At 71.9% G+C, this 18,426-nt stretch carries 20 protein-coding genes and 1 pseudogene; 12 read left to right on the forward strand and 9 right to left on the reverse strand.

From position 1 onward, the window contains the following. The first annotated feature begins 92 nt into the window (after positions 1–92). The 6 genes from IF09_RS0100400 to IF09_RS42465 all read left to right on the forward strand — a co-directional run bounded on the left by IF09_RS0100400 (position 93) and on the right by IF09_RS42465 (position 6,305). Positions 93–1,733 carry an ABC transporter ATP-binding protein gene (locus IF09_RS0100400; protein WP_030290728.1) on the forward strand — a complete coding sequence of 547 codons (1,641 nt, stop codon included), beginning with the start codon at positions 93–95 and terminating at the stop codon, positions 1,731–1,733. Then, positions 1,730–2,848: an ABC transporter permease gene (locus tag IF09_RS0100405; RefSeq protein WP_030290730.1), complete on the forward strand. Its 1,119-nt coding sequence runs from the start codon at positions 1,730–1,732 to the stop codon at positions 2,846–2,848. Before IF09_RS0100400 ends, IF09_RS0100405 begins: the two co-directional genes overlap by 4 nt. After that, positions 2,845–4,110 carry an ABC transporter permease gene (locus IF09_RS0100410; protein WP_030290732.1) on the forward strand — a complete coding sequence of 422 codons (1,266 nt, stop codon included), beginning with the start codon at positions 2,845–2,847 and terminating at the stop codon, positions 4,108–4,110. The genes IF09_RS0100405 and IF09_RS0100410 overlap by 4 nt, the downstream gene beginning before the upstream one ends. Further along, complete coding sequence (locus IF09_RS0100415) at positions 4,107–4,496, forward strand: cytidine deaminase (protein ID WP_030290735.1); 390 nt, start codon at positions 4,107–4,109, stop codon at positions 4,494–4,496. Before IF09_RS0100410 ends, IF09_RS0100415 begins: the two co-directional genes overlap by 4 nt. 94 nt (positions 4,497–4,590) lie before the next feature. Beyond that, positions 4,591–5,868 (forward strand): thymidine phosphorylase, encoded by a 1,278-nt coding sequence (locus tag IF09_RS0100420; RefSeq protein WP_030290737.1) that lies wholly within the window; start codon positions 4,591–4,593, stop codon positions 5,866–5,868. Positions 5,869–5,978: 110 nt separating this feature from the next. Beyond that, a complete protein-coding gene (locus IF09_RS42465) occupies positions 5,979–6,305 on the forward strand; it encodes an STAS domain-containing protein (protein ID WP_106974967.1) in 327 nt (108 codons plus the stop codon). On the opposite strand, the gene IF09_RS0100430 is transcribed toward IF09_RS42465, so the two are convergent. The 3 genes from IF09_RS0100430 to IF09_RS0100440 all read right to left on the reverse strand — a co-directional run bounded on the left by IF09_RS0100430 (position 6,192) and on the right by IF09_RS0100440 (position 9,446). Then, positions 6,192–7,211, reverse strand: a complete 1,020-nt coding sequence (locus IF09_RS0100430; protein ID WP_030290741.1) for a sigma-70 family RNA polymerase sigma factor — start codon at positions 7,209–7,211, stop codon at positions 6,192–6,194. The genes IF09_RS42465 and IF09_RS0100430 overlap by 114 nt on opposite strands. A gap of 75 nt (positions 7,212–7,286) precedes the next feature. Further along, positions 7,287–7,997, reverse strand: coding sequence for a L,D-transpeptidase family protein (locus tag IF09_RS0100435; protein ID WP_030290742.1), 711 nt, complete (start codon positions 7,995–7,997; stop codon positions 7,287–7,289). A 165-nt stretch (positions 7,998–8,162) separates the two neighbouring features. After that, the gene (locus IF09_RS0100440) at positions 8,163–9,446 is read right to left on the reverse strand and encodes an MFS transporter (RefSeq protein ID WP_030290744.1); all 1,284 of its coding nucleotides are present in this window, start codon (positions 9,444–9,446) and stop codon (positions 8,163–8,165) included. A gap of 99 nt (positions 9,447–9,545) precedes the next feature. Here IF09_RS0100440 and IF09_RS0100445 point away from each other — a divergent pair. Further along, positions 9,546–10,466 (forward strand): annotated as a pseudogene (locus tag IF09_RS0100445) (LysR family transcriptional regulator); the annotation flags it as partial. Between the two features lie 20 nt (positions 10,467–10,486). Here IF09_RS0100445 and IF09_RS0100450 read toward each other — a convergent pair. Continuing rightward, positions 10,487–11,527 carry a helix-turn-helix transcriptional regulator gene (locus IF09_RS0100450; protein WP_037633582.1) on the reverse strand — a complete coding sequence of 347 codons (1,041 nt, stop codon included), beginning with the start codon at positions 11,525–11,527 and terminating at the stop codon, positions 10,487–10,489. A 521-nt stretch (positions 11,528–12,048) separates the two neighbouring features. Here IF09_RS0100450 and IF09_RS45405 point away from each other — a divergent pair. Further along, complete coding sequence (locus IF09_RS45405) at positions 12,049–12,588, forward strand: hypothetical protein (protein ID WP_158709886.1); 540 nt, start codon at positions 12,049–12,051, stop codon at positions 12,586–12,588. Positions 12,589–12,609: 21 nt separating this feature from the next. On the opposite strand, the gene IF09_RS0100465 is transcribed toward IF09_RS45405, so the two are convergent. After that, positions 12,610–12,978: a cupin domain-containing protein gene (locus IF09_RS0100465; RefSeq protein ID WP_030290752.1), complete on the reverse strand. Its 369-nt coding sequence runs from the start codon at positions 12,976–12,978 to the stop codon at positions 12,610–12,612. Positions 12,979–13,067: 89 nt separating this feature from the next. Next, positions 13,068–13,799: a dienelactone hydrolase family protein gene (locus IF09_RS0100470; protein ID WP_078612980.1), complete on the reverse strand. Its 732-nt coding sequence runs from the start codon at positions 13,797–13,799 to the stop codon at positions 13,068–13,070. 113 nt (positions 13,800–13,912) lie between these two features. Here IF09_RS0100470 and IF09_RS0100475 point away from each other — a divergent pair, with 113 nt between their 5' ends. From IF09_RS0100475 to IF09_RS0100485, 3 genes are all read left to right on the forward strand, one after another. After that, entirely contained in the window at positions 13,913–15,061 is a 1,149-nt protein-coding gene (locus IF09_RS0100475; protein WP_030290755.1) for an adenosine deaminase, read from the forward strand. A gap of 140 nt (positions 15,062–15,201) precedes the next feature. Further along, positions 15,202–15,477 carry a hypothetical protein gene (locus IF09_RS0100480; RefSeq protein WP_030290756.1) on the forward strand — a complete coding sequence of 92 codons (276 nt, stop codon included), beginning with the start codon at positions 15,202–15,204 and terminating at the stop codon, positions 15,475–15,477. Positions 15,478–15,643: 166 nt separating this feature from the next. Next, complete coding sequence (locus tag IF09_RS0100485; protein WP_030290757.1) at positions 15,644–16,414, forward strand: hypothetical protein; 771 nt, start codon at positions 15,644–15,646, stop codon at positions 16,412–16,414. 14 nt (positions 16,415–16,428) lie between these two features. Here IF09_RS0100485 and IF09_RS0100490 read toward each other — a convergent pair whose 3' ends face one another. Both IF09_RS0100490 and IF09_RS0100495 read right to left on the reverse strand, forming a co-directional pair. Then, complete coding sequence (locus IF09_RS0100490; protein WP_030290764.1) at positions 16,429–16,629, reverse strand: PspC domain-containing protein; 201 nt, start codon at positions 16,627–16,629, stop codon at positions 16,429–16,431. A gap of 62 nt (positions 16,630–16,691) precedes the next feature. Next, complete coding sequence (locus tag IF09_RS0100495) at positions 16,692–17,273, reverse strand: VanZ family protein (RefSeq protein WP_030290766.1); 582 nt, start codon at positions 17,271–17,273, stop codon at positions 16,692–16,694. Between the two features lie 176 nt (positions 17,274–17,449). Between IF09_RS0100495 and IF09_RS45410 the strand changes: the two genes are divergently transcribed. Next, the gene (locus tag IF09_RS45410; protein ID WP_158709887.1) at positions 17,450–17,587 is read left to right on the forward strand and encodes a hypothetical protein; all 138 of its coding nucleotides are present in this window, start codon (positions 17,450–17,452) and stop codon (positions 17,585–17,587) included. Positions 17,588–17,767: 180 nt separating this feature from the next. Here IF09_RS45410 and IF09_RS0100505 read toward each other — a convergent pair whose 3' ends face one another. Beyond that, a complete protein-coding gene (locus tag IF09_RS0100505; RefSeq protein ID WP_030290768.1) occupies positions 17,768–18,409 on the reverse strand; it encodes a PH domain-containing protein in 642 nt (213 codons plus the stop codon). Between the last annotated feature and the right edge of the window lie 17 nt (positions 18,410–18,426).

Below are 18,426 nucleotides of genomic sequence, written 5' to 3' on the forward strand. Positions count from 1 at the left end.
TTCACTTCCGACAGTGCTACGCGCGTAGAGGCATCGTGGACGCGATACCGTCCTCCTCCCGCCCACCCGCCCGGCCGATCCCCGTCCTGCCCCTGCCAACTTGGCTTTTCCAGCTCCTTCCGCGCCAAGGAGAGTGCGTCATCAACGCGTCCAGCCCCCCCGCCGTAGAACTGCACGGCATCACCAAGCGTTTCCCCGGCGTCGTCGCCAACAAGGACATCGCCATCACCGTCCGCAAGGGCACGGTCCACGCCCTGATCGGTGAGAACGGTGCCGGCAAGTCGACCCTGATGAAGATCCTCTACGGCATGCAGAAGCCGGACGAGGGCACCATCGCCATCGACGGGGAGCAGGTTTCCTTCGCCAACCCCGGCGAGGCCATCGCCCGCGGCATCGGCATGGTGCACCAGCACTTCATGCTCGCCGACAACCTCACCGTCCTGGAGAACGTGGTTCTCGGCGGCGAGAAGCTGTACGGCATCGGCGCCAAGGCCCGTAAGAAGATCCTGGAGATCTCGGACGCGTACGGCCTCGGTGTGCGCCCCGACGCCCTGGTCGAGGACCTCGGTGTCGCCGACCGGCAGCGCGTGGAGATCCTCAAGGTCCTCTACCGCGGTGCCCGCACGCTCATCCTCGACGAGCCCACCGCGGTGCTCGTGCCGCAGGAGGTGGACGCGCTCTTCGACAACCTGCGCGAGCTCAAGGCCGAGGGCCTGACCGTCATCTTCATCTCGCACAAGCTGGGCGAGGTGCTGAAGGTCGCCGACGACATCACGGTCATCCGCCGCGGCACCACGGTCGGCACCGCCGACCCGAAGACCGCCACGACCAAGCAGCTCGCCGAGCTGATGGTCGGCAGCGAGCTCCCTTCGCCGGAGACGCGCGAGTCGACGGTCACCGACGTCCCGATGCTGCGGGTCCAGGACCTGCGCCTGGCCGCCACCGACCCCGACGGCGTCGTGCGCGAGGTGCTGGCCGGCATCGACTTCACCATCCACAAGGGTGAGGTCCTCGGCATCGCCGGTGTCGAGGGCAACGGCCAGACCGAGCTCATCGAGGCCCTCATGGGCATGAGCATCCCGGACGGCGGTGTCATCTCCCTCGACGGCGCCGACATCTCCACCACGCCCACGCGCAAGCGCCGCGAGGGCGGCATCGGCTACATCCCCGAGGACCGCCACCGCCACGGGCTGCTGCTGGAGTCTCCGCTCTGGGAGAACCGCATCCTCGGCCACGTGACCGAGGCGCCGAACTCCAAGCGCGGCATCCTCGACCCCAAGGCCGCCCGCAAGGACACCGAGCGGATCGTGCGCGAGTACGACGTCCGCACCCCGGGCATCGACGTGACCGCGTCCTCCCTCTCCGGCGGCAACCAGCAGAAGCTGATCGTCGGCCGCGAGATGAGCCACAACCCGAAGTTCCTGATCGCCGCCCACCCCACCCGCGGTGTGGACGTCGGTGCGCAGGCCCAGATCTGGGACGCCATCCGGGAGGCCCGTCGCGAGGGCCTCGCCGTGCTCCTGATCTCGGCCGACCTGGACGAGCTGATCGGCCTGTCGGACACCCTGCGCGTCATCTACCGCGGCCGCCTGGTCGCGGACGCCGACCCGGCGACCATCACGCCCGAGGAACTCGGCACCGCCATGACGGGTGCCGCCCGCGGCCACCTGGAAGCCCACGACACCCCTTCCGACGCTGCCGACGGTGACACGACGGAGGACGAGGCCCGATGAAGAAATTCGACAAGGACCGGCTGATCCTCGCGGTCGCCGGACCGGCGCTCGCTCTGGTCAGCGCCTTCCTCCTGACCATGATCGTGCTGGCCGCCTCGGGCGTCGACCCGATCGACCCGCTGCGCGTCATGATCGACCAGGCCAGCTACGAGGACGTCCAGGTCCTCATCGTCAACCAGGCCGGTATCTACTACCTGGCTGCCCTGGCCGTCGCCATCGGCTTCCGGATGAACCTCTTCAACATCGGCGTCGACGGCCAGTACCGTCTCGCGGCGATGATCTCCGCGGTGGTCGGTGCCTCGATCTCGCTGCCCGGTCCGCTGCACATCCTCTTGATCGTGCTCGTGGCCATGGCCACCGGTGCCTTCTGGTCCGGCATCGCCGGCATCCTCAAGGCCAAGCGCGGCGTGAGCGAGGTCGTCTCCACGATCATGCTCAACGCCATCGCCACCGCCCTGATCGCCTGGCTGATCCTCCCGAAGAACCTCGGTGTCCAGCCGCCCGGCTCGAACAACCTGACCACCGGCGACATCGCGGAGTCCGGCCGGTTCCCGGCCCTGACCATCGGTGACGGCCTGGAGGTCTACGGCTTCACCTTCGTGGCCTTCGCCCTCGGCGTCGTCTACTGGTTCGTGCTCAACCGGACCCGCTTCGGATTCGACCTGCGCGCCACCGGCGCCAGCGAGTCCGCCGCGCAGGCCTCCGGCGTGGACGCCAAGAAGATGATCATGACGTCCATGCTCATCTCGGGCGCGGTCGCCGGTCTGACCGGCATGCCGCTGCTGCTCGGCGAGTCCTACACGTACAACCTGTCCTTCCCCCTGGGCATCGGCTTCACCGGCATCACCATCGCCCTGCTCGGCCGCAACAGTCCGATCGGCATCTTCTTCTCCGCGTTCCTGATCGCCTTCATCGACAAGGCCGCCGCCGGTCTCGACACCGCCGGCTACGCCAAGGAGATCGGCACGATCATGCAGGGCCTGATCGTGATCGCGGTCGTCGTCAGCTACGAGCTCGTCCGCCGCTACGGCATCCGCCGCCAGCAGCAGAAGGTCGGCCGGGAGCTGGCCGCCGGGCACGCCCTCAAGACCGACAACAAGGAGGTCGCGGCGTGAGCACCAGCACCGTTTCCGCGACGAGCGCCGCGCCCAAGAAGGACGGCGGCCGACGCAAGCTCACCCTGCCCTGGATCCTGCTGATGATCGCGGGCGGCCTCGCCCTGATCTCACTGGTCCGGGTCATCTCCGGCGCCGACGACCTGACCTCCGCGGGCCAGATCTCCGGCGCGCTCCAGCTCGCCGTCCCGATCGGCCTCGCCGGCCTCGGCGGCCTGTGGGCCGAGCGCGCGGGCGTCGTCAACATCGGCCTCGAGGGAATGATGATCCTCGGCACTTGGTTCGGTGCCTGGGCCGGCTACCAGTGGGGTCCGTGGACCGGTGTCCTCATGGGCATCGTCGGCGGCGCCCTCGGCGGCCTGCTCCACGCGATCATCACCGTGACGTTCAACGTCAACCACATCGTCTCCGGTGTGGCGGTCAACATCCTGGCCGTCGGCTTCACCCAGTACCTGTCGAACTTCACCTTCGACAAGGCCCCGGGCGGCTCGTCCAAGCAGTCCCCGCGCATCGACCCGATCACGGAGATCACCGTGCCGGGGTTGTCGGACTGGCTGGCCACACTGCAGGGCAAGCACTGGTTCCTGATCTCGGACATCGCCGGCGTGGTCGGCGGCCTGGTCACCAACCTCTCGCTGCTGACCGTCGTCGCGGTCCTGCTGGTCCCCGCCACCTGGTGGGTGCTGTGGCGGACCTCCTTCGGCCTGCGCCTGCGCTCCTGCGGTGAGAACCCGGTCGCCGCCGAGTCCCTCGGCGTGAACGTCTACAAGTACAAGTACATCGCCGTGGTCGTCTCCGGCGCGATGGCCGGCCTCGGCGGCGCGTTCCTCGCGATCGTCTCCACGGGCATCTACCAGGAGGGCCAGACCGGCGGCCGCGGCTACATCGGCCTCGCCGCGATGATCTTCGGTAACTGGATGCCGGGCGGAACGGCCCTCGGTTCCGGCCTCTTCGGCTTCACCTACAGCCTCAAGCTGCGCGGCGGCGCCGAGAACGTCCACGCGATGCTGCTGCTCCTGGCGATCCTGCTCGTCGTGGCCTTCGGCTGGTACCTGTACAAGAAGAAGCACGTCCAGGCGAGCGTGGCGGCGGTCTGCGCGGCCGGTCTGTTCCTCTGGTACGCCCTGACCGACGCCGTCCCGAGCCAGTTCGTCGAGGCGGCCCCGTACGTCACGACCCTGCTGGTGCTCGCCCTGTCGGCGCAGCGCCTGCGGATGCCCAAGGCCGACGGCCTGCCCTACCGCAAGGGCGAGGGCAAGTGACCGACGTGGACTGGGAGGCCCTGCGGGCCGCCGCCCGGGAGGCCATGTCCCGGGCGTACGCCCCGTACTCCGGCTTTCCGGTCGGCGTCGCGGCCCTCGTCGACGACGGCCGCACCGTGGTCGGCTGCAACGTGGAGAACGCCAGCTACGGGCTCAGCCTGTGCGCCGAATGCGGACTGGTCTCCGCGCTCCAGGCCACGGGCGGCGGCCGGCTGACGCACTTCACGTGCGTGGACGGCAAGGGCGAGAGCCTCGTCCCGTGCGGGCGCTGCCGCCAGCTGCTCTTCGAGTTCGGCGGTCCGGAACTGCTGGTGGAGACCCCAGAGGGGATCCTTCCGCTGGCCGAGATGCTGCCGCAGTCCTTCGGGCCGGACCACCTGAGATAGCCGTGCCGACGGCCCTTCGCCCTGCCGGGCGAAGGGCCGTCTCCCTTCCGTCTTTCTTTCCCCTCATCTCTATGCGCGTAGAAGGAAGCACCACATGGACGTCATCTCCGTCATCCGCACCAAGCGGGACCGCGGCGAGCTGAGCCCCGAGCAGATCGACTGGGTCATCGACGCGTACACGCGCGGTGTCGTCGCCGACGAGCAGATGTCGGCGCTGGCGATGGCCATCCTGCTGAACGGCATGAACCGGGCCGAGATCAAGCGCTGGACCGCCGCGATGATCGCGTCGGGCGAGCGGATGAACTTCGACTCCCTGTCCCGCCCCACCGCGGACAAGCACTCCACGGGCGGCGTCGGCGACAAGATCACCCTGCCGCTGGCCCCGCTCGTCGCCGCCTGCGGCGCGGCCGTGCCGCAGCTGTCGGGCCGCGGCCTCGGCCACACCGGCGGCACCCTGGACAAGCTGGAGTCGATCCCCGGCTGGCGCGCGCTGCTCTCCAACGAGGAGATGCTGCACGTCCTCGACACCACCGGCGCGGTCATCTGTGCGGCGGGCGACGGCCTGGCCCCCGCCGACAAGAAGCTGTACGCCCTGCGCGACGTGACGGGCACCGTCGAGGCCATCCCGCTGATCGCCTCCTCGATCATGTCGAAGAAGATCGCCGAGGGCACCGGCTCGCTCGTCCTCGACGTGAAGGTCGGCACCGGCGCGTTCATGAAGAACATCGAGGACGCGCGCGAGCTCGCCTCGACGATGGTCGCCCTCGGTACGGACAGTGGGGTCAAGACGATCGCGCTGCTCACCGACATGTCCACCCCGCTCGGCCTGACGGCCGGCAACGCGCTGGAGATCCGCGAGTCGGTCGAGGTCCTGGCCGGCGGCGGCCCCTCCGACGTCGTCGAGCTGACCCTGGCGCTGGCCCGCGAGATGCTGGACGCGGCGGGCATCAAGGACGCCGACCCGGCCAAGGCGCTGGCCGACGGCTCCGCGATGGACGTCTGGCGCCGGATGATCGCGGCTCAGGGCGGCGACCCGGACGCGGCCCTCCCGGTCGCCCGCGAGCAGCACGTCGTCACCGCCCCGTCCTCGGGCGTCCTGACCCGACTGGACGCGTACGGCGTCGGCGTCGGCGCCTGGCGCCTGGGCGCCGGCCGCGCGCGCAAGGAGGACCCGGTGCAGGCGGGCGCGGGCATCGAGCTCCACGCGAAGCCGGGCGACACCGTGACCGCGGGCCAGCCGCTGATGACCCTGCACACGGACACCCCGGAGAAGTTCGAGTACGCCCTGGCCTCCCTGGAGGGCACGTACGACATCGCCCCGGCCGGCACGGCGTTCTCCGCCACGCCGATCGTCCTGGACCGCATCGCCTGACCTGCGGCCCCCCAACGCGTCGGCGCGGCTCCCCGTCCGGAGCCGCGCCGACGTCTTTCCGCGTACCGATGAGTTCGGGCGGGCCCGGCAGTCACCCCTGCGTGGAGATCATGCGACTCGTGCTGCCCGGACCCCGACCGACCGCGAGGGACGTGGAGGGGCTGTGCGCCCGTCTCGTCCGGCTGTACGAGGGCGGGGCCACCGCGGTGGTGTGCGACGCCGGCGCCGTCACCGCTGCGGACCTCGCCACCGTCGAGGCCCTGGCCCGGCTGCGGCTCGCCGCGCGGGGGCGGCCGTTCCGGGTGACCGGAGCCGGGCCGCCGCTACGCGCCCTGCTGGACCTCGTCGGACTCGTCGAGCTGCTCGGGGAGGCCGAACAGGGGGAACCAGCGGGCGGTGTCCAGGAAGGCGTTCAGGCCGGTGATGCGGCCCCCTGAGATCTCCAGGACCTGCAGCGCCCACGGCGTCCAGCCCGGCTTCCCGTCCTCCCGGGGCCGGTACTGGCCGAAGGCCGGCAAGCCGTTCGCCGTGGTCGGGATCAGGCGGGAGCCCTTGCAGCCGATGCCCTGGTTCAGATGCCAGGCCGCGATGTCCGCCGGCCCCTGCAGCCACAGGTCGAACGGCGGCATCGACAGCACCGCGTCCTCGTGCAGCAGGGTGGTCAGCCGCGAGATGTCGTACGCCTCGAAGGCCGAGAGGTACTGCTCCAGCAGTTTCACCTGCTCCGCGTCCAGCGGGTCCGCCGCCTCGCTCTCGCGCATGCGGGTGGCGGACATCTTGGCCCGGGCCCGCTGCAGGGCACTGTTCACCGAGGCCACCGTCGTGTCCAGCAGCGCCGCGACCTCGTCCGCCTTCCACGCCAGCACCTCGCGCAGGATCAGCACCGCCCGCTGCTTCGCCGGCAGGTGCTGCAGCGCCGCCACGAACGCCAGCCGTACGGATTCCTTCGCCAGCGCCCTCTCCGCCGGATCGGCGGTCTGCGGCAGCACCCGCCCGTCCGGGACCGGCTCCAGCCACGTCGCCTCCGGCGACTGGCTCAGTACCGCGGACGCCTGGTGCTGCGGGGCGCTGAGGTCCATCGGGCGGGCCCGCTTCTTCCCCGCGCTCAGCAGGTCCAGGCAGACGTTGGTGGCGATCCGGTACAGCCACGAGCGCAGCGAGGACCGGCCCTCGAACTTCTCGAAGCTGCGCCAGGCGCGGACGTACGTGTCCTGCACCGCGTCCTCGGCGTCGAAGGAGGAGCCGAGCATGCGGTAGCAGTAGCCGGTGAGCTCGACCCGGTAGCGGTCCATCGCCGCATCCAGGTCGGAGTCGATGCCGGTTCCGGTCGCGAGGTCACTCATGGCGTCTTCCCCCAGTCGGTGCGATACCTCGAAAACTACCGGAGGGGTCTGACAACGGCAGCCGGAAAGCCCTGGCTAGGTACCGGGCTTGCGGCCGTACACGTACACGTCGTCGCCCTTGGCCAGCAGGTTCCAATAGGCCTTCGCGTCCGCGGGCCGCATGTTCACGCAGCCTCCTGAGCCCGGCGGGTTCCACATGCTCTTCTCGACGGAGTGGAAGGCGATCCCGCCGTCGAAGAACTGCGCGTACGGCATCGACACGTCGTAGATCGTCGACCAGTGGTCGATGCTGCGGTGGTAGATCCGCTTCAGGCCGGTCCGGGTCTCGGTGCCGTCCTTGCCGGTGCGGACCGGAACCGGGCCGTACTCCAAGGTGGCGCCGTCCTGGACCCAGCTGAGCTGGCGGGTCAGGTCGACGCAGGCGATCCGGCCCAGGTTCACCGGGCACTTGCCGTCCTTGTCCGGCGTCGTGCCCGCCGCCCGCTGCGCCAGCATGGTGCTCATCGTCTGCCAGGTCAGCGGCCCGGCGTACCCCGCGGCCGGGGCGATGCCGTGCTGCGCCTGGAACGCCTTGACCGCCTGGCAGTCGGCCGCGGACTGCCACCCGTCGACCGGCCGCCCCAGGAACTGCTCCACCTGACGCTGGTACGGCCCCGTGGTGACGTTGCACGAGCCGGCGGCCTGCGCCGCCCCGCCCGCGCCGACCACCAGCGGGGCCGCGAGCACCACCGCCCCGCAGACCACCGCCGCCGCACGTCGCCACGTGCGCGTCCGTCCCGTACGCATCCGTCCCGTACGCATCCGCATGGATTTCACGTCGGACTCCCTCCCACCCCCTCATGCCTTCCCGGCGGTGAGGGACAACGCGCCGGAGCCCGGGGCGGCTTGCGCCTCCGGGCTCCGTAATTCCGCTCGTACCGATGCCGTACGGGCGATCCGCGCGCGGCCGTATCAGCGTGCGGCGGCCAGCGCGCCGTGACGCCGCTCCGCGCGGGCCGCGTGCGAGCCGTACAGGGTGATCGACACGACGCCGAGCACGGCCAGCAGCGCGATGCCCACCGTGGCCGCCCAGCCCGCCGAGTGGTAGGCGAGCGCACCGAGCGTGCCGCCCGCGCTGGAGCCCAGGTAGTACGCCGACTGGTACAGCGCCGAGGCCTGCGCGCGGCCCGACGTCGCCGTCCGGCTCACCGCGGCGGACGCCACCGCGTGGCCGGCGAAGAAGCCGGCGGTGATCAGGACCAGTCCGACCAGGATCGCGGCGAGCGAGTCCGCCAGGGACAGCAGCAGGCCCAGCGCGGTCGTGGTCACCGCCAGGTACAGCGCCCCGCGCCGCCCGGCCCGGGCCACCAGCTGCCCGGCGGCGGCGGAGGAGACCGTACCGACCAGGTAGATCAGGAAGATCGACCCGATCACGCCCTGCCCGAGCGAGAACGGCTCGTCGACCAGCCGGTAGCCGATGACGGTGTACACGGCACCGAAGACGGTCATGAACAGCGCGCCGATCCCGTACAGCCGCATCAGCAGCGGATCGCGCAGATGGCGGGCGACGGTACGGCCCACCGCGCGCGGGTTCAGCGAGGCCGGGCGGAAGAACCGGGCCCGGGGGAGCAGCACCAGGAAGGCGGCCGCGCAGGCCAGCGCCATCACGCCGACGGCCAGCAGCCCGCCCCGCCAGCCCCACACCTGGGCCGCCCAGCCGGTGACGAGGCGGCCGCTCATGCCGCCGATGGAATTGCCCGCCACGAACAGGCCGATCGCGCCCACCAGGGCCTTCGGCTTGACCTCCTCCGCCAGGTACGCCATCGCGGAGGCCGGGATGCCGGCGATCGCCGCGCCCTGGACGGCGCGCAGCGCGACCAGCCACTCAAGGTTTGGCGCGAACGGCACGAGGAGGCCGACGCCGACGGCGACCAGCATGGAGACCGTCATCATCCGGGTCCGGCCGAAGCGCTCGGAGAGCGCGCTGAGCGGCAGGACGAACAGGGCGAGGGCGCCGGTGGCCGCGGACACGGTCCAGCTGGCCTGACCCGCCGTCACCCCGAACCCGTCGGAGATCGCGGGCAGCAGCGCCTGGGTGGAGTAGAGGAGGGCGAACGTCGCGAGTCCGGCGGCGAAGAGCGCGAGGCTCATGCGGCGGTAGCCGGGGCGGCCGGGGGAGCGGGGTTCCGGTGCGGCAGGAGACGACGGGGTGGAGGCACCCGTGGTGACGGGCGCCCCGGTATGAACGGGAGGCATGCAACGACCGTAGACCCGTCCCGTTTCATGCGTCCAATGCACAGAATCGCGATAATCGATCCACTGGTGCATGACCACAGCTCAGAGGGGTGCCTGTCAATGAACCGTTACGAAGAAGACATCGCGGTGACAGGTTTGCTGGCACCGCGCCTCGCGCATTTCGCCGCCGTCGCCCGCCACGAGCACGTCACCCGGGCCGCGCACGAGCTGGGCGTTCCGCAGTCCACCCTGTCCCGGGCCATGGTCAGGCTCGAACAGGACCTCGGCGTCACGCTGTTCGCCCGCAAGGGCCGCACCGTCGCGCTCACCACGGCCGGCCGGACCTTCCTCGCCTCGGCCGAGCGGGCCCTCGCCGAAATCGCCCGCGCCGCCGAGTCGGTGCAGCAGGACGCCGACCCGGCCTTCGGCAAGGTGGCGTTCGGTTTCCTGCACACCCTCGGCCCCGAAACCGTGCCCGGCCTGATCCGCGCCTTCCGCGCCGACCACCCGCGCGTGCGCTTCTCCCTGGTGCAGAACTACGGCGAGGCCATGCTCGAGAAGCTGCGGGCCGGCGAGCTCGACCTCTGCCTGACCTCACCGCTCCCCGACGCCCCCGACCTGGTCACCCGCCGCCTGGACGTGCAGCGGCTGCGCCTGGTGGTCCCCGACGACCACCGGCTGGCCACCCGCAAGCGCATCCGCCTCGCCGAGGCCGCCGAGGAAACGTTCGTCACCCTGGAGCCCGGCTACGGCATGCGCCGCATCACCGACGACCTGTGTGCGGAGGCCGGGTTCACCCCGCGGGTGGCCTTCGAGGGCGAGGAGGCCGAGACCCTGCGCGGCCTGGTAGCGGCCGGTCTCGGCGTGGCCCTGCTGCCGCCACCGGCCGTGGCCCGCCCCGGCGTGGTCGAGCTGACGGTGACGGCCCCGCGCGCGGTCCGCGAGATCGGCGTCGCCTGGCTCGACGGTCACCCCGACACGCCCCCGGTCGCCGAGTTCAAGCGCTTCCTCCTGTCCCGCCGCGGCCGGCTGATCCCGGAGCTGCACGGCGGTCACCCGGGTCAGGATCCGGCCTCGTCCCCGGAGGCGGCAGCAGGCGCAGCCGAGGAGAGCAAGTAGCCTGCCTGGAAGCGGGACTTGGCGCCGACAGCGCGCATGATCTCCGCGATGTGGCGCTGGCAGGTCCGTTCCGACATGCCCAGCCGGCGCGCGATCACCTTGTCCTCCAGCCCCTCCGCCAGCAGCCGCACGATCGTCTGCCGCAGCTCGTCCGAGAGCGAGCGGGCCGCCTCCGGGCTCACCGTCGTGGGGAACGGCTCCGCCTCCACCCAGCACCGCTCGAACGCCGAAGCCATGAAGTGCACGACCGCCGGCTCCCGCACCACCAGCGCCGCCCCGCTGCGGTCCGGCACCGCCATCAGCCCCGTGTGCCCGTCGAAGACCAGCATCCGCATCAGGGCGTCGCCCAGCGTCCGCACCTGCGCGCCCAGCGCCGTCACCCGCTCCACGTACGCTGCCGTGGGCCGCGAGTAGCGCGCCGTGTGCTGGTAGACCGTGCGCATCCGCACCCCGCGCGCCAGCAGCGACTCGTCCCGCCCGATCGCCTCCTCCAGCGTCTCCACCGGCCGGCCCCCGCCCGGCTGCGAGGTCAGCAGCTCCCGCTCACACCCCGCGACCAGCTCCGCGATCAGCGCGCGCACCGCCCCCAGATCGGTGATCAGCTCCAGCTTCGCCCGCCCCGACCCGTTGCGTTCGAGGTGCGCCGCCCCCGCCTCGTACGCCGGGACCAGCGTCTCCAGCCGCCCGCGCAGCCGGTCCATCTCGTCGTGGGTCTCCCGTACGAGCAGGGCCAGCGGGGCCAGCGCCCGGGCCGCCGCCGCCCGCGGAGCGACGGCGCTCCACCGCTCCGGACCGTCGCCGGAGGCCCGCTGGAGCAGGTGCGCGGCGGCCAGTTCGGTGATCGCCGCGGCCGCCCGCGCCCCGAGGGCCTCGGTGGCCTCCGCCTCGGCGAACGAATGCCGCTCCACGGCGTACGCGTACAGCCGCCGGGCGGCGCGGCTCAGGTCGCCCCCGCGCGGCTGGTCGGCTTCGTCGGCTGGCATATGCATATTCGTCCCGGCTTGCGGATGTTTATAAACCCCTCGTGTTCCCGCAAGGCGGCAAGACGACCCCCGGTCGGGCACCTTGTGGATAGGCCGAACCGGCACAGTGGTCACACCGGGTGAAGGGGGAAACGCGGTGACGGGAGCGGGAGCGGGTGCGCAGGACCGGGCGGGGGCCCATGGCGGTCCTGCCGAGCCCGCACACCGCGTGGTGGTCGCGCCGGTTCCGCCGGTGCCCTCCGACCGTGAGGGGGCGGAACGGCGGGTACGGGCGGACTGGCGCGACCACCGCCGCCTGATCGGCGCCGTCGGGCGGCTCGACGCGGTCCGCCGCGGGCGCGCCCGCGTCTTCGGCTCCGACCACGCCGGGGCGCTCGCCGCCGCCCGTGCCGACGAGGCCCTCGGCCTGCCCGGCACCCCCGCGGCCGTCACGGCCTCATGGACAAGGCCGCCCGCGCCCCCGCTCCAACGCGTTACACGTCGACCGGCCCCTCTCGTTCGTCCGCTGCGGACGCGCCGCGTTGATCCCCTTTCCTGGCGGGCCTCATCGGCTTCCCCTGCGCGATCGAACCCCGCGCCGGCTTCCTCGGCGAGGGCGTACGGCTCCTGACCGGCCCGGCCCGGCCGGGGCGGAGGCCGCCGTACGGCACTACCCCGAGGTCACCGACCTCCTCGTCGAGGAGCACCTCGAAGGCCCCGAGCTCGCCGTCGAAGCCCTCTCCCGCGACGGGCGCCACCGCATCCTCGCCCGGTCCCGCCGGTCCCGCCGGTCCCGCCGGTCCCGCCGGTCCCGCCGGTCCCGCCGGACCCCGGGGCCGGGAGTGGCCGCCGCCACCGCCACCGGGAACGAACTGCCCGTCGCGCTCACCACCTGCGCCGCCGAGGCCGTACGGCGCCTGCGGGCGGCCCCGGACGCGGACGTGCTGATCCGGCTCTCCGTCACGGGCGCCCCGGGCTGCGAGCTGCGGCTGATCACCGATCAGGGCCCGGCCGTCACGGCCCCACCGCTGCCGGGCGCCCCGGCGGCGTTCACGAACCCGGTGTGGCTGCCGGTCGGCTGAGGCGGGCGGGGCCGGCGGAGCTCAGCCGGCCGGCTTCGCGTACTGGCCGAAGCCGGTCCAGTCCAGCGCGACGCACTGTTCGTCGCCGACCACCCAGGCGTCGTGTCCGGGTGCGATCTGCATGAGGTCGCCGGGGCCGTACTCCTCGCTGGCCCCGTCGTCCATGACGACCTTCATCCGGCCGCTCACCACGTACCCCGTGTGGGCGGCCTGGCAGCTGTCCGTGCCCGCCAGCGGCTTGATGTGCTCGGACCAGCGCCACCCCGGCTCGAAGACCGCGCGGCCCACGGCGCCGTCGTCCGTCTGGATCACGTCCAGCCTGCCCTTGCCGTCTTCGAACGGACGGGTCTCGTCCGCCTGGTCGAAGCTCTTGCGCACGATCCCGGCCATGCCGAATCGCCTCCCGCGAAGAAGGACCCCGAGTCCACTCCTCACGATACGCTGGGGCGGCCGCCCGCTCTCGGCGTAGCCCCCGCAGGTCAGCCCCGCAGAGACCGCCCGAACCCGGAGGCGAGCGGCATCCGCAGCCCCAGCGGCGGCGGCGCCGCCAGCGCGTCCGTCACCGGCCGCGAGTACCGCCCGGAGAACATCGCCCCCAGGACGAAATCCACGGACAGCGCCACGACTTCCGCCTGGTGCTCCCGCAGCCGGTGCCCGTCCGAGTGCACCTCGAACCGGCACGTCGCCCGGTTCGCCTTCTTCGCCCGCGCCGCCAGGCGAAACGATGCTTCAGGATCGCTGCGCGCGTCGTTGGTCCCGTGCACGATCAGCACCTGCCGCCCGGACAGCTGCTTCACCGGTTCCGGGGAATCCGCCGAGACGACCTCGCCTAAGGAAGGGGCCAGCGCCAGCACCGCGTTGACGGCGTCGTGGCCCGCCGCCCGCAGCGCCGCCCGGCCGCCCGCGTCGTAGCCGACGAGGCACACCGGCACGTCCCCGTACCGGCGCACGACCTCGCCGGCCGCCCACCGGGCGTCGTCCTCCCGGCAGGCCCCCCGGCCGTGCAGGACCATGTGCGCGACCAGCCCGTCCGCCCCGCCCGCCCGGACCAGTGCCCGCGCGAGGGGACGCACCGGACCGGGGAACAATCTGGACGCTCCGGGGAGCAGGAGGACCGCTCCGTTGACTGTGCTTCCCGTCGAGACCGAGCCGTTCGCGCCGGCCGCCCGCCCCAGGCGGGCCCCGCGCGCCGGCGGCGCATGCTGTGCCATGGCGGAAGATTCTCAGACTGACAGGTGTACGCGACCCGTCCGTACGGTCTCTGTTACGTATCGACCCCCGTCGCCGACACGTTGCTCTACGCGCGTAGGAGTAGAGTGCCCGGATGACGAGCGAGACCCCCAACCTGCCGACGCCGGATCAGATCCGCCGGTCCCCGAAGGTGCTGCTCCACGACCACCTCGACGGTGGCCTGCGCCCCGGGACCATCATCGAGCTGGCTCGCGAGGCCGGCTACGAGAGCCTTCCCGAGACGGACGCCGACAAGCTCGGCATCTGGTTCCGCGAAGCCGCCGACTCCGGCTCCCTGCCCCGCTACCTGGAGACGTTCGCGCACACGTGCGCCGTCATGCAGACGAAGGCGGCGCTGTTCCGCGTCGCCGCCGAGTGTGCCGAGGACCTGGCCGAGGACGGCGTCGTGTACGCCGAGATCCGCTACGCCCCCGAGCAGCACCTGGAAGCCGGCCTGACCCTCGAAGAGGTCGTCGAGGCCGTGAACGACGGCTTCCGCGAGGGCGAGCGCCGCGCGAAGGCCAGCGGCCACCGCATCCGCGTCGGCGCGCTGCTCACCGCGATGCGCCACGCCGCCCGCGCCCTGGAGATCGCCGAGCTGGCGAACCGTTACCGCGACAACGGCGTGGTCGGTTTCGACATCGCCGGCGCCGAGGCCGGGTTCCCTCCCACCCGCCACCTCGACGCGTTCGAGTACCTCAAGCGCGAGAACAACCACTTCACCATCCACGCGGGCGAGGCCTTCGGCCTGCCGTCGATCTGGCAGGCCCTGCAGTGGTGCGGCGCCGACCGCCTGGGCCACGGCGTGAAGATCATCGACGACATCGAGGTCGCCGAGGACGGTTCCGTGACCCTGGGCCGCCTGGCCTCGTACGTCCGGGACAAGCGCATCCCCCTGGAGATGTGCCCGACCTCGAACCTGCAGACCGCCGCGGCCGCCTCGTACGCCGAGCACCCGATCGGCCTGCTGCGCAAGCTGCACTTCCGCCTGACGGTCAACACGGACAACCGCCTGATGAGCGGCACCAGCATGAGCCGCGAGTTCGAGCACCTGGTCGACACCTTCGGCTACACGCTCGACGACATGCAGTGGTTCACCGTCAATGCGATGAAGTCCGCCTTCATTCCTTTCGATGAACGACTGGCCATGATCAACGAGGTCATCAAGCCCGGTTATGCGGAGCTGAAGTCGGAATGGCTGTTCCAGCAGACCGCTTCGACCAGTGGTTCTGTCTCGGTCTAGGCCACGGCATGACGTAAGGAAGGCGCCCGGGGAAGGCAATTCCCGGGCGCTTTCTCGTATTTACGTATGTTTGCGGCCGGGGGTTTGAAGTGACTAGTTTGCGGAGCCGCTCAATTCCCCGTCGCAAGGACTCAATCTTCATGAAGAAGTCAGCTGCCAAGACTCTCGGTGCCGCCGCCCTCGGCGCCGCCTTCGTCGCCGCCGCCGCCGGTTCCGCGTCGGCCGCCGTGCCCGCGATCGGCCTCTCCGACGCGCTGGGCACCGTGACCGGCGCCACCCAGGGGCTCACGAGCCAGCAGAAGGTCACCCCCGACGGCGGCCAGCAGAGCGACGTGGCCAGCCCCCTCAACCAGCTCACCGACGCGGTCGGCCCCACGCTCGGCGGCCTGCCCGTCGGTGGCGCGCTCGGCGGCTGATCCCCGCCGGATCCGCGTGCGGATCCGGACGCGGGTTCGCCTGCGGATTTTTCGTACGCGCACGCACGTGGCGCACGCCGGTTCGATCGGGTGTGTGCCACGGCGTGCCGTGTGCCACGATCACCACCAACTGCCCGCCGACGCACTGGGTATGAGGTCATCGGTCATGCGCTTGAACGCACGAGTCACGGTCGCAGCGGCCACCGCCGCCCTGCTCCCCGCCCTCCTCCTGGGAGCCGTGGGATGCAGCAGCAAGGACGCCCCCGCGGCCGGCAAGACGCCCGACCCGAAGGGCTCCGCCCCCGCCGACTCCCCCGCCGCCTCCCCGGGCGGCGCCCCGGGCGGCTCGGCCGCGCCGAAGGCCGCGGCGAGCAAGCTGGAGCGCTCCGCGCTCGAACAGGGTGATCTGCCCGGCTACCAGGTTTCCGCACAGGGCAAGAACCCGAACGCCCCCGACGGCCAGCCTCAGGCCGACCGCAAGGCCTGCCAGCCCCTGGCCGACATCATGGGCGACAAGCCCGACCCGGCCGCCCGCGAGACCGTCAACCGCGGAGTCGGCTCCCAGAAGCAGGTGGGACTCGCCGTCTCCGCCTCCGTCAGCTCCTACGCCGAGAGCGACGCCAAGGCGCTGATCGCCCGGCTGAAGGACGCGGTCGCCGCCTGCGGTACGGGCTTCTCCGCCACCGTCGACAAGCAGAGCGGCAGCTACCGCGACGTACGGTCGGCCGAGTACAAGACGGTCGGCGACGAGAGCGTCAGCTGGACCACGACCGCGGCCGCCCAGGGCGTCTCCGCGCAGGTGCACGTGGTCGTCGTACGCCAAGGCGCCACGATCGTGAGGCTGATGGCCCTCAACGTGGCGGCGGACCGGCAGAAGCCGCAGGTCCCGCACGAGGTGGCGGACAAGCAGCTCGAGAAGGTCCGCAGCGCGCGCTGAGCAGCCCGGACGGGCTACCAGGCGTGGGAGGCGGACTTCTCGTTCGGCAGGAGCACCCACAGCGCCAGGTAGATCAGGAACTGCGGGCCGGGCAGCAGGCACGACACGACGAATATCAGGCGCATCGTATTCGCGGAAATTCCGAAGCGGCGCGCCAGTCCGGCGCAGACGCCGCCGATCCAGCGGCCGTCACGGGGGCGGGCAATGGCGCTCATGGGTTTCTCCTCTGTGGGCTCTGCGGGCCGCCGAATCGGTATGCGGCGGCTCCCGCGTTACCTCAATACTCCCGCGGCACTGCCGACAGAACGTCGGTCCACGGACCGAGGCCGACCCTGGGAATTCTCGGGGTGGACCCCTGAGAGGAGCGCTGCGACCGCTGCGAGCGCCGCAGCCGCGCCCGGAGGGCCGGTACGACGGCCACGTGCGCGAGCACCACGCCGAGACCGTTCAGCAGAACCGAGTCCACGTCGACCACCTGCCCGGGCACCGCGCTCTGCAGCATCTCGATGCTGAGCGAGACCAGCGCGCCCGCGGCCGCCGTCCGGCCCAGCGAGGACCACGCGGCCAGCGGCGAAGGAGCCAGGTTCCCGTTGACGAGCGGCAGCAGTACCCCGAGCGGGGCGAGCAGCGCCAGCCCCTCCCCGATCCGCCGGGCCGCCTCGAGCGGCCCGTACGAGAGGTCCGCCCGGATCCCCTCCAGCGGGGCCAGATTGGCGGCGGCCGCCCAGGGCACGTCCAGGGGCCGCAGGGTCAGCCAGCCGACGAGGAGGAGATGAGCGACCAGCAGCCCCCCGCCCAGGAGCCGGAGCCGGAGGTGAATGGCGGTGGCGGCACTGCGGCCGACCTCATTGCGCTGCACACCTGCGAGGACGCAGCGCCCGGTGGCTGCGGTTCCGGTCGGATCCGGCGAGCGGACGGCATATGACGATCCGATCGGATGAAACCACGGCGGGTCGGCGCTGCACCCGCCTCCGCCGCCGACGTCGCCCCGCACAGTGGGCGCGGTCCACCGGTGGCAGCCGAAGGAGAACAGCCATGCCCGCACGACGCAGCAACGTACGACGCACAGCAGCGAGCGGCGGCGCACGACGGCCGCTGCACACGATCGTGGCCGGCTTCTGCGGCCGCGCCCTGTCCGCGGCCCTCGCCGGCCTCGGCATCCCCCGCGCCTAAGGGCTGTCCCGTAATCCCCGGCGGGCGCACGACGCCGGCTACGGCACCTCGCCGCGTTGTCGGAACGCCCGAATACGCCCAGGATGGGGTCGCCCCTCCGCCTTGCGATGCACCGTATCCGACGCCGTGCGCTGACCCACCGGGGATGACGGGGCAGTCCTTAGGAGCAGCCGGGCCCCGTCAGCGGGTGGCGAAGAGGACGATCAGGAACACCGCGCCCGCGACGGCGGGCGCGATGACCTCGTACGACCACCGCACGCGCACGCTGCCCTGGGCGCCGGCCCGCGAGGCGCCGCGCTCGGCGAGCTCGCGCAGCTCGTCCACCACCTGGTCCGCGTGGGCCCGCGATGGTTCGGCGGCGGCGGCCGCGTCGCCGCCCTCGGGCGCGCCGAGTCCCTTGCCGGTCAGCCCGCCGCGGCGGGAGAACTGCTGCCGGTTCGCCTTCTTCCGCTCCCGCAGCGAGACCGGGACGGACCACAGCTGGTACTTCGACCCCTCGGCCAGCACCTCCGCCGAGTACCCGGCACGCACCGCGTCCACGGCGGCCCACGGCAGCTCGATGACCCGGAACGGGTTCCGTACGCGCATCCGGTTGTCGTTGGCGAAGACCGCCGGCCGGATGGTGAAGGCCACGGTCAGCGGTACGGCCAGCAGGGCGATCGCCGCGGCGAACCACCGGGCGTTCCCCGATCCCCGCACGATGGCGTCCCCGCAGAGCCACGCGATGAGCGCGAGCAGCAGAACGCCGGTGACGACGGCCATGGGGGAGCGGTAGACCCGGTCGTCGTACACCGGTTCATCAGTGGGCTGCTGGCTGCTCATGCGCCCGATTCTGCCTC

The organism is Streptomyces katrae (assembly GCF_000717655.1).
Classification (GTDB): Bacteria; Actinomycetota; Actinomycetes; order Streptomycetales; family Streptomycetaceae; genus Streptomyces; species Streptomyces katrae_B.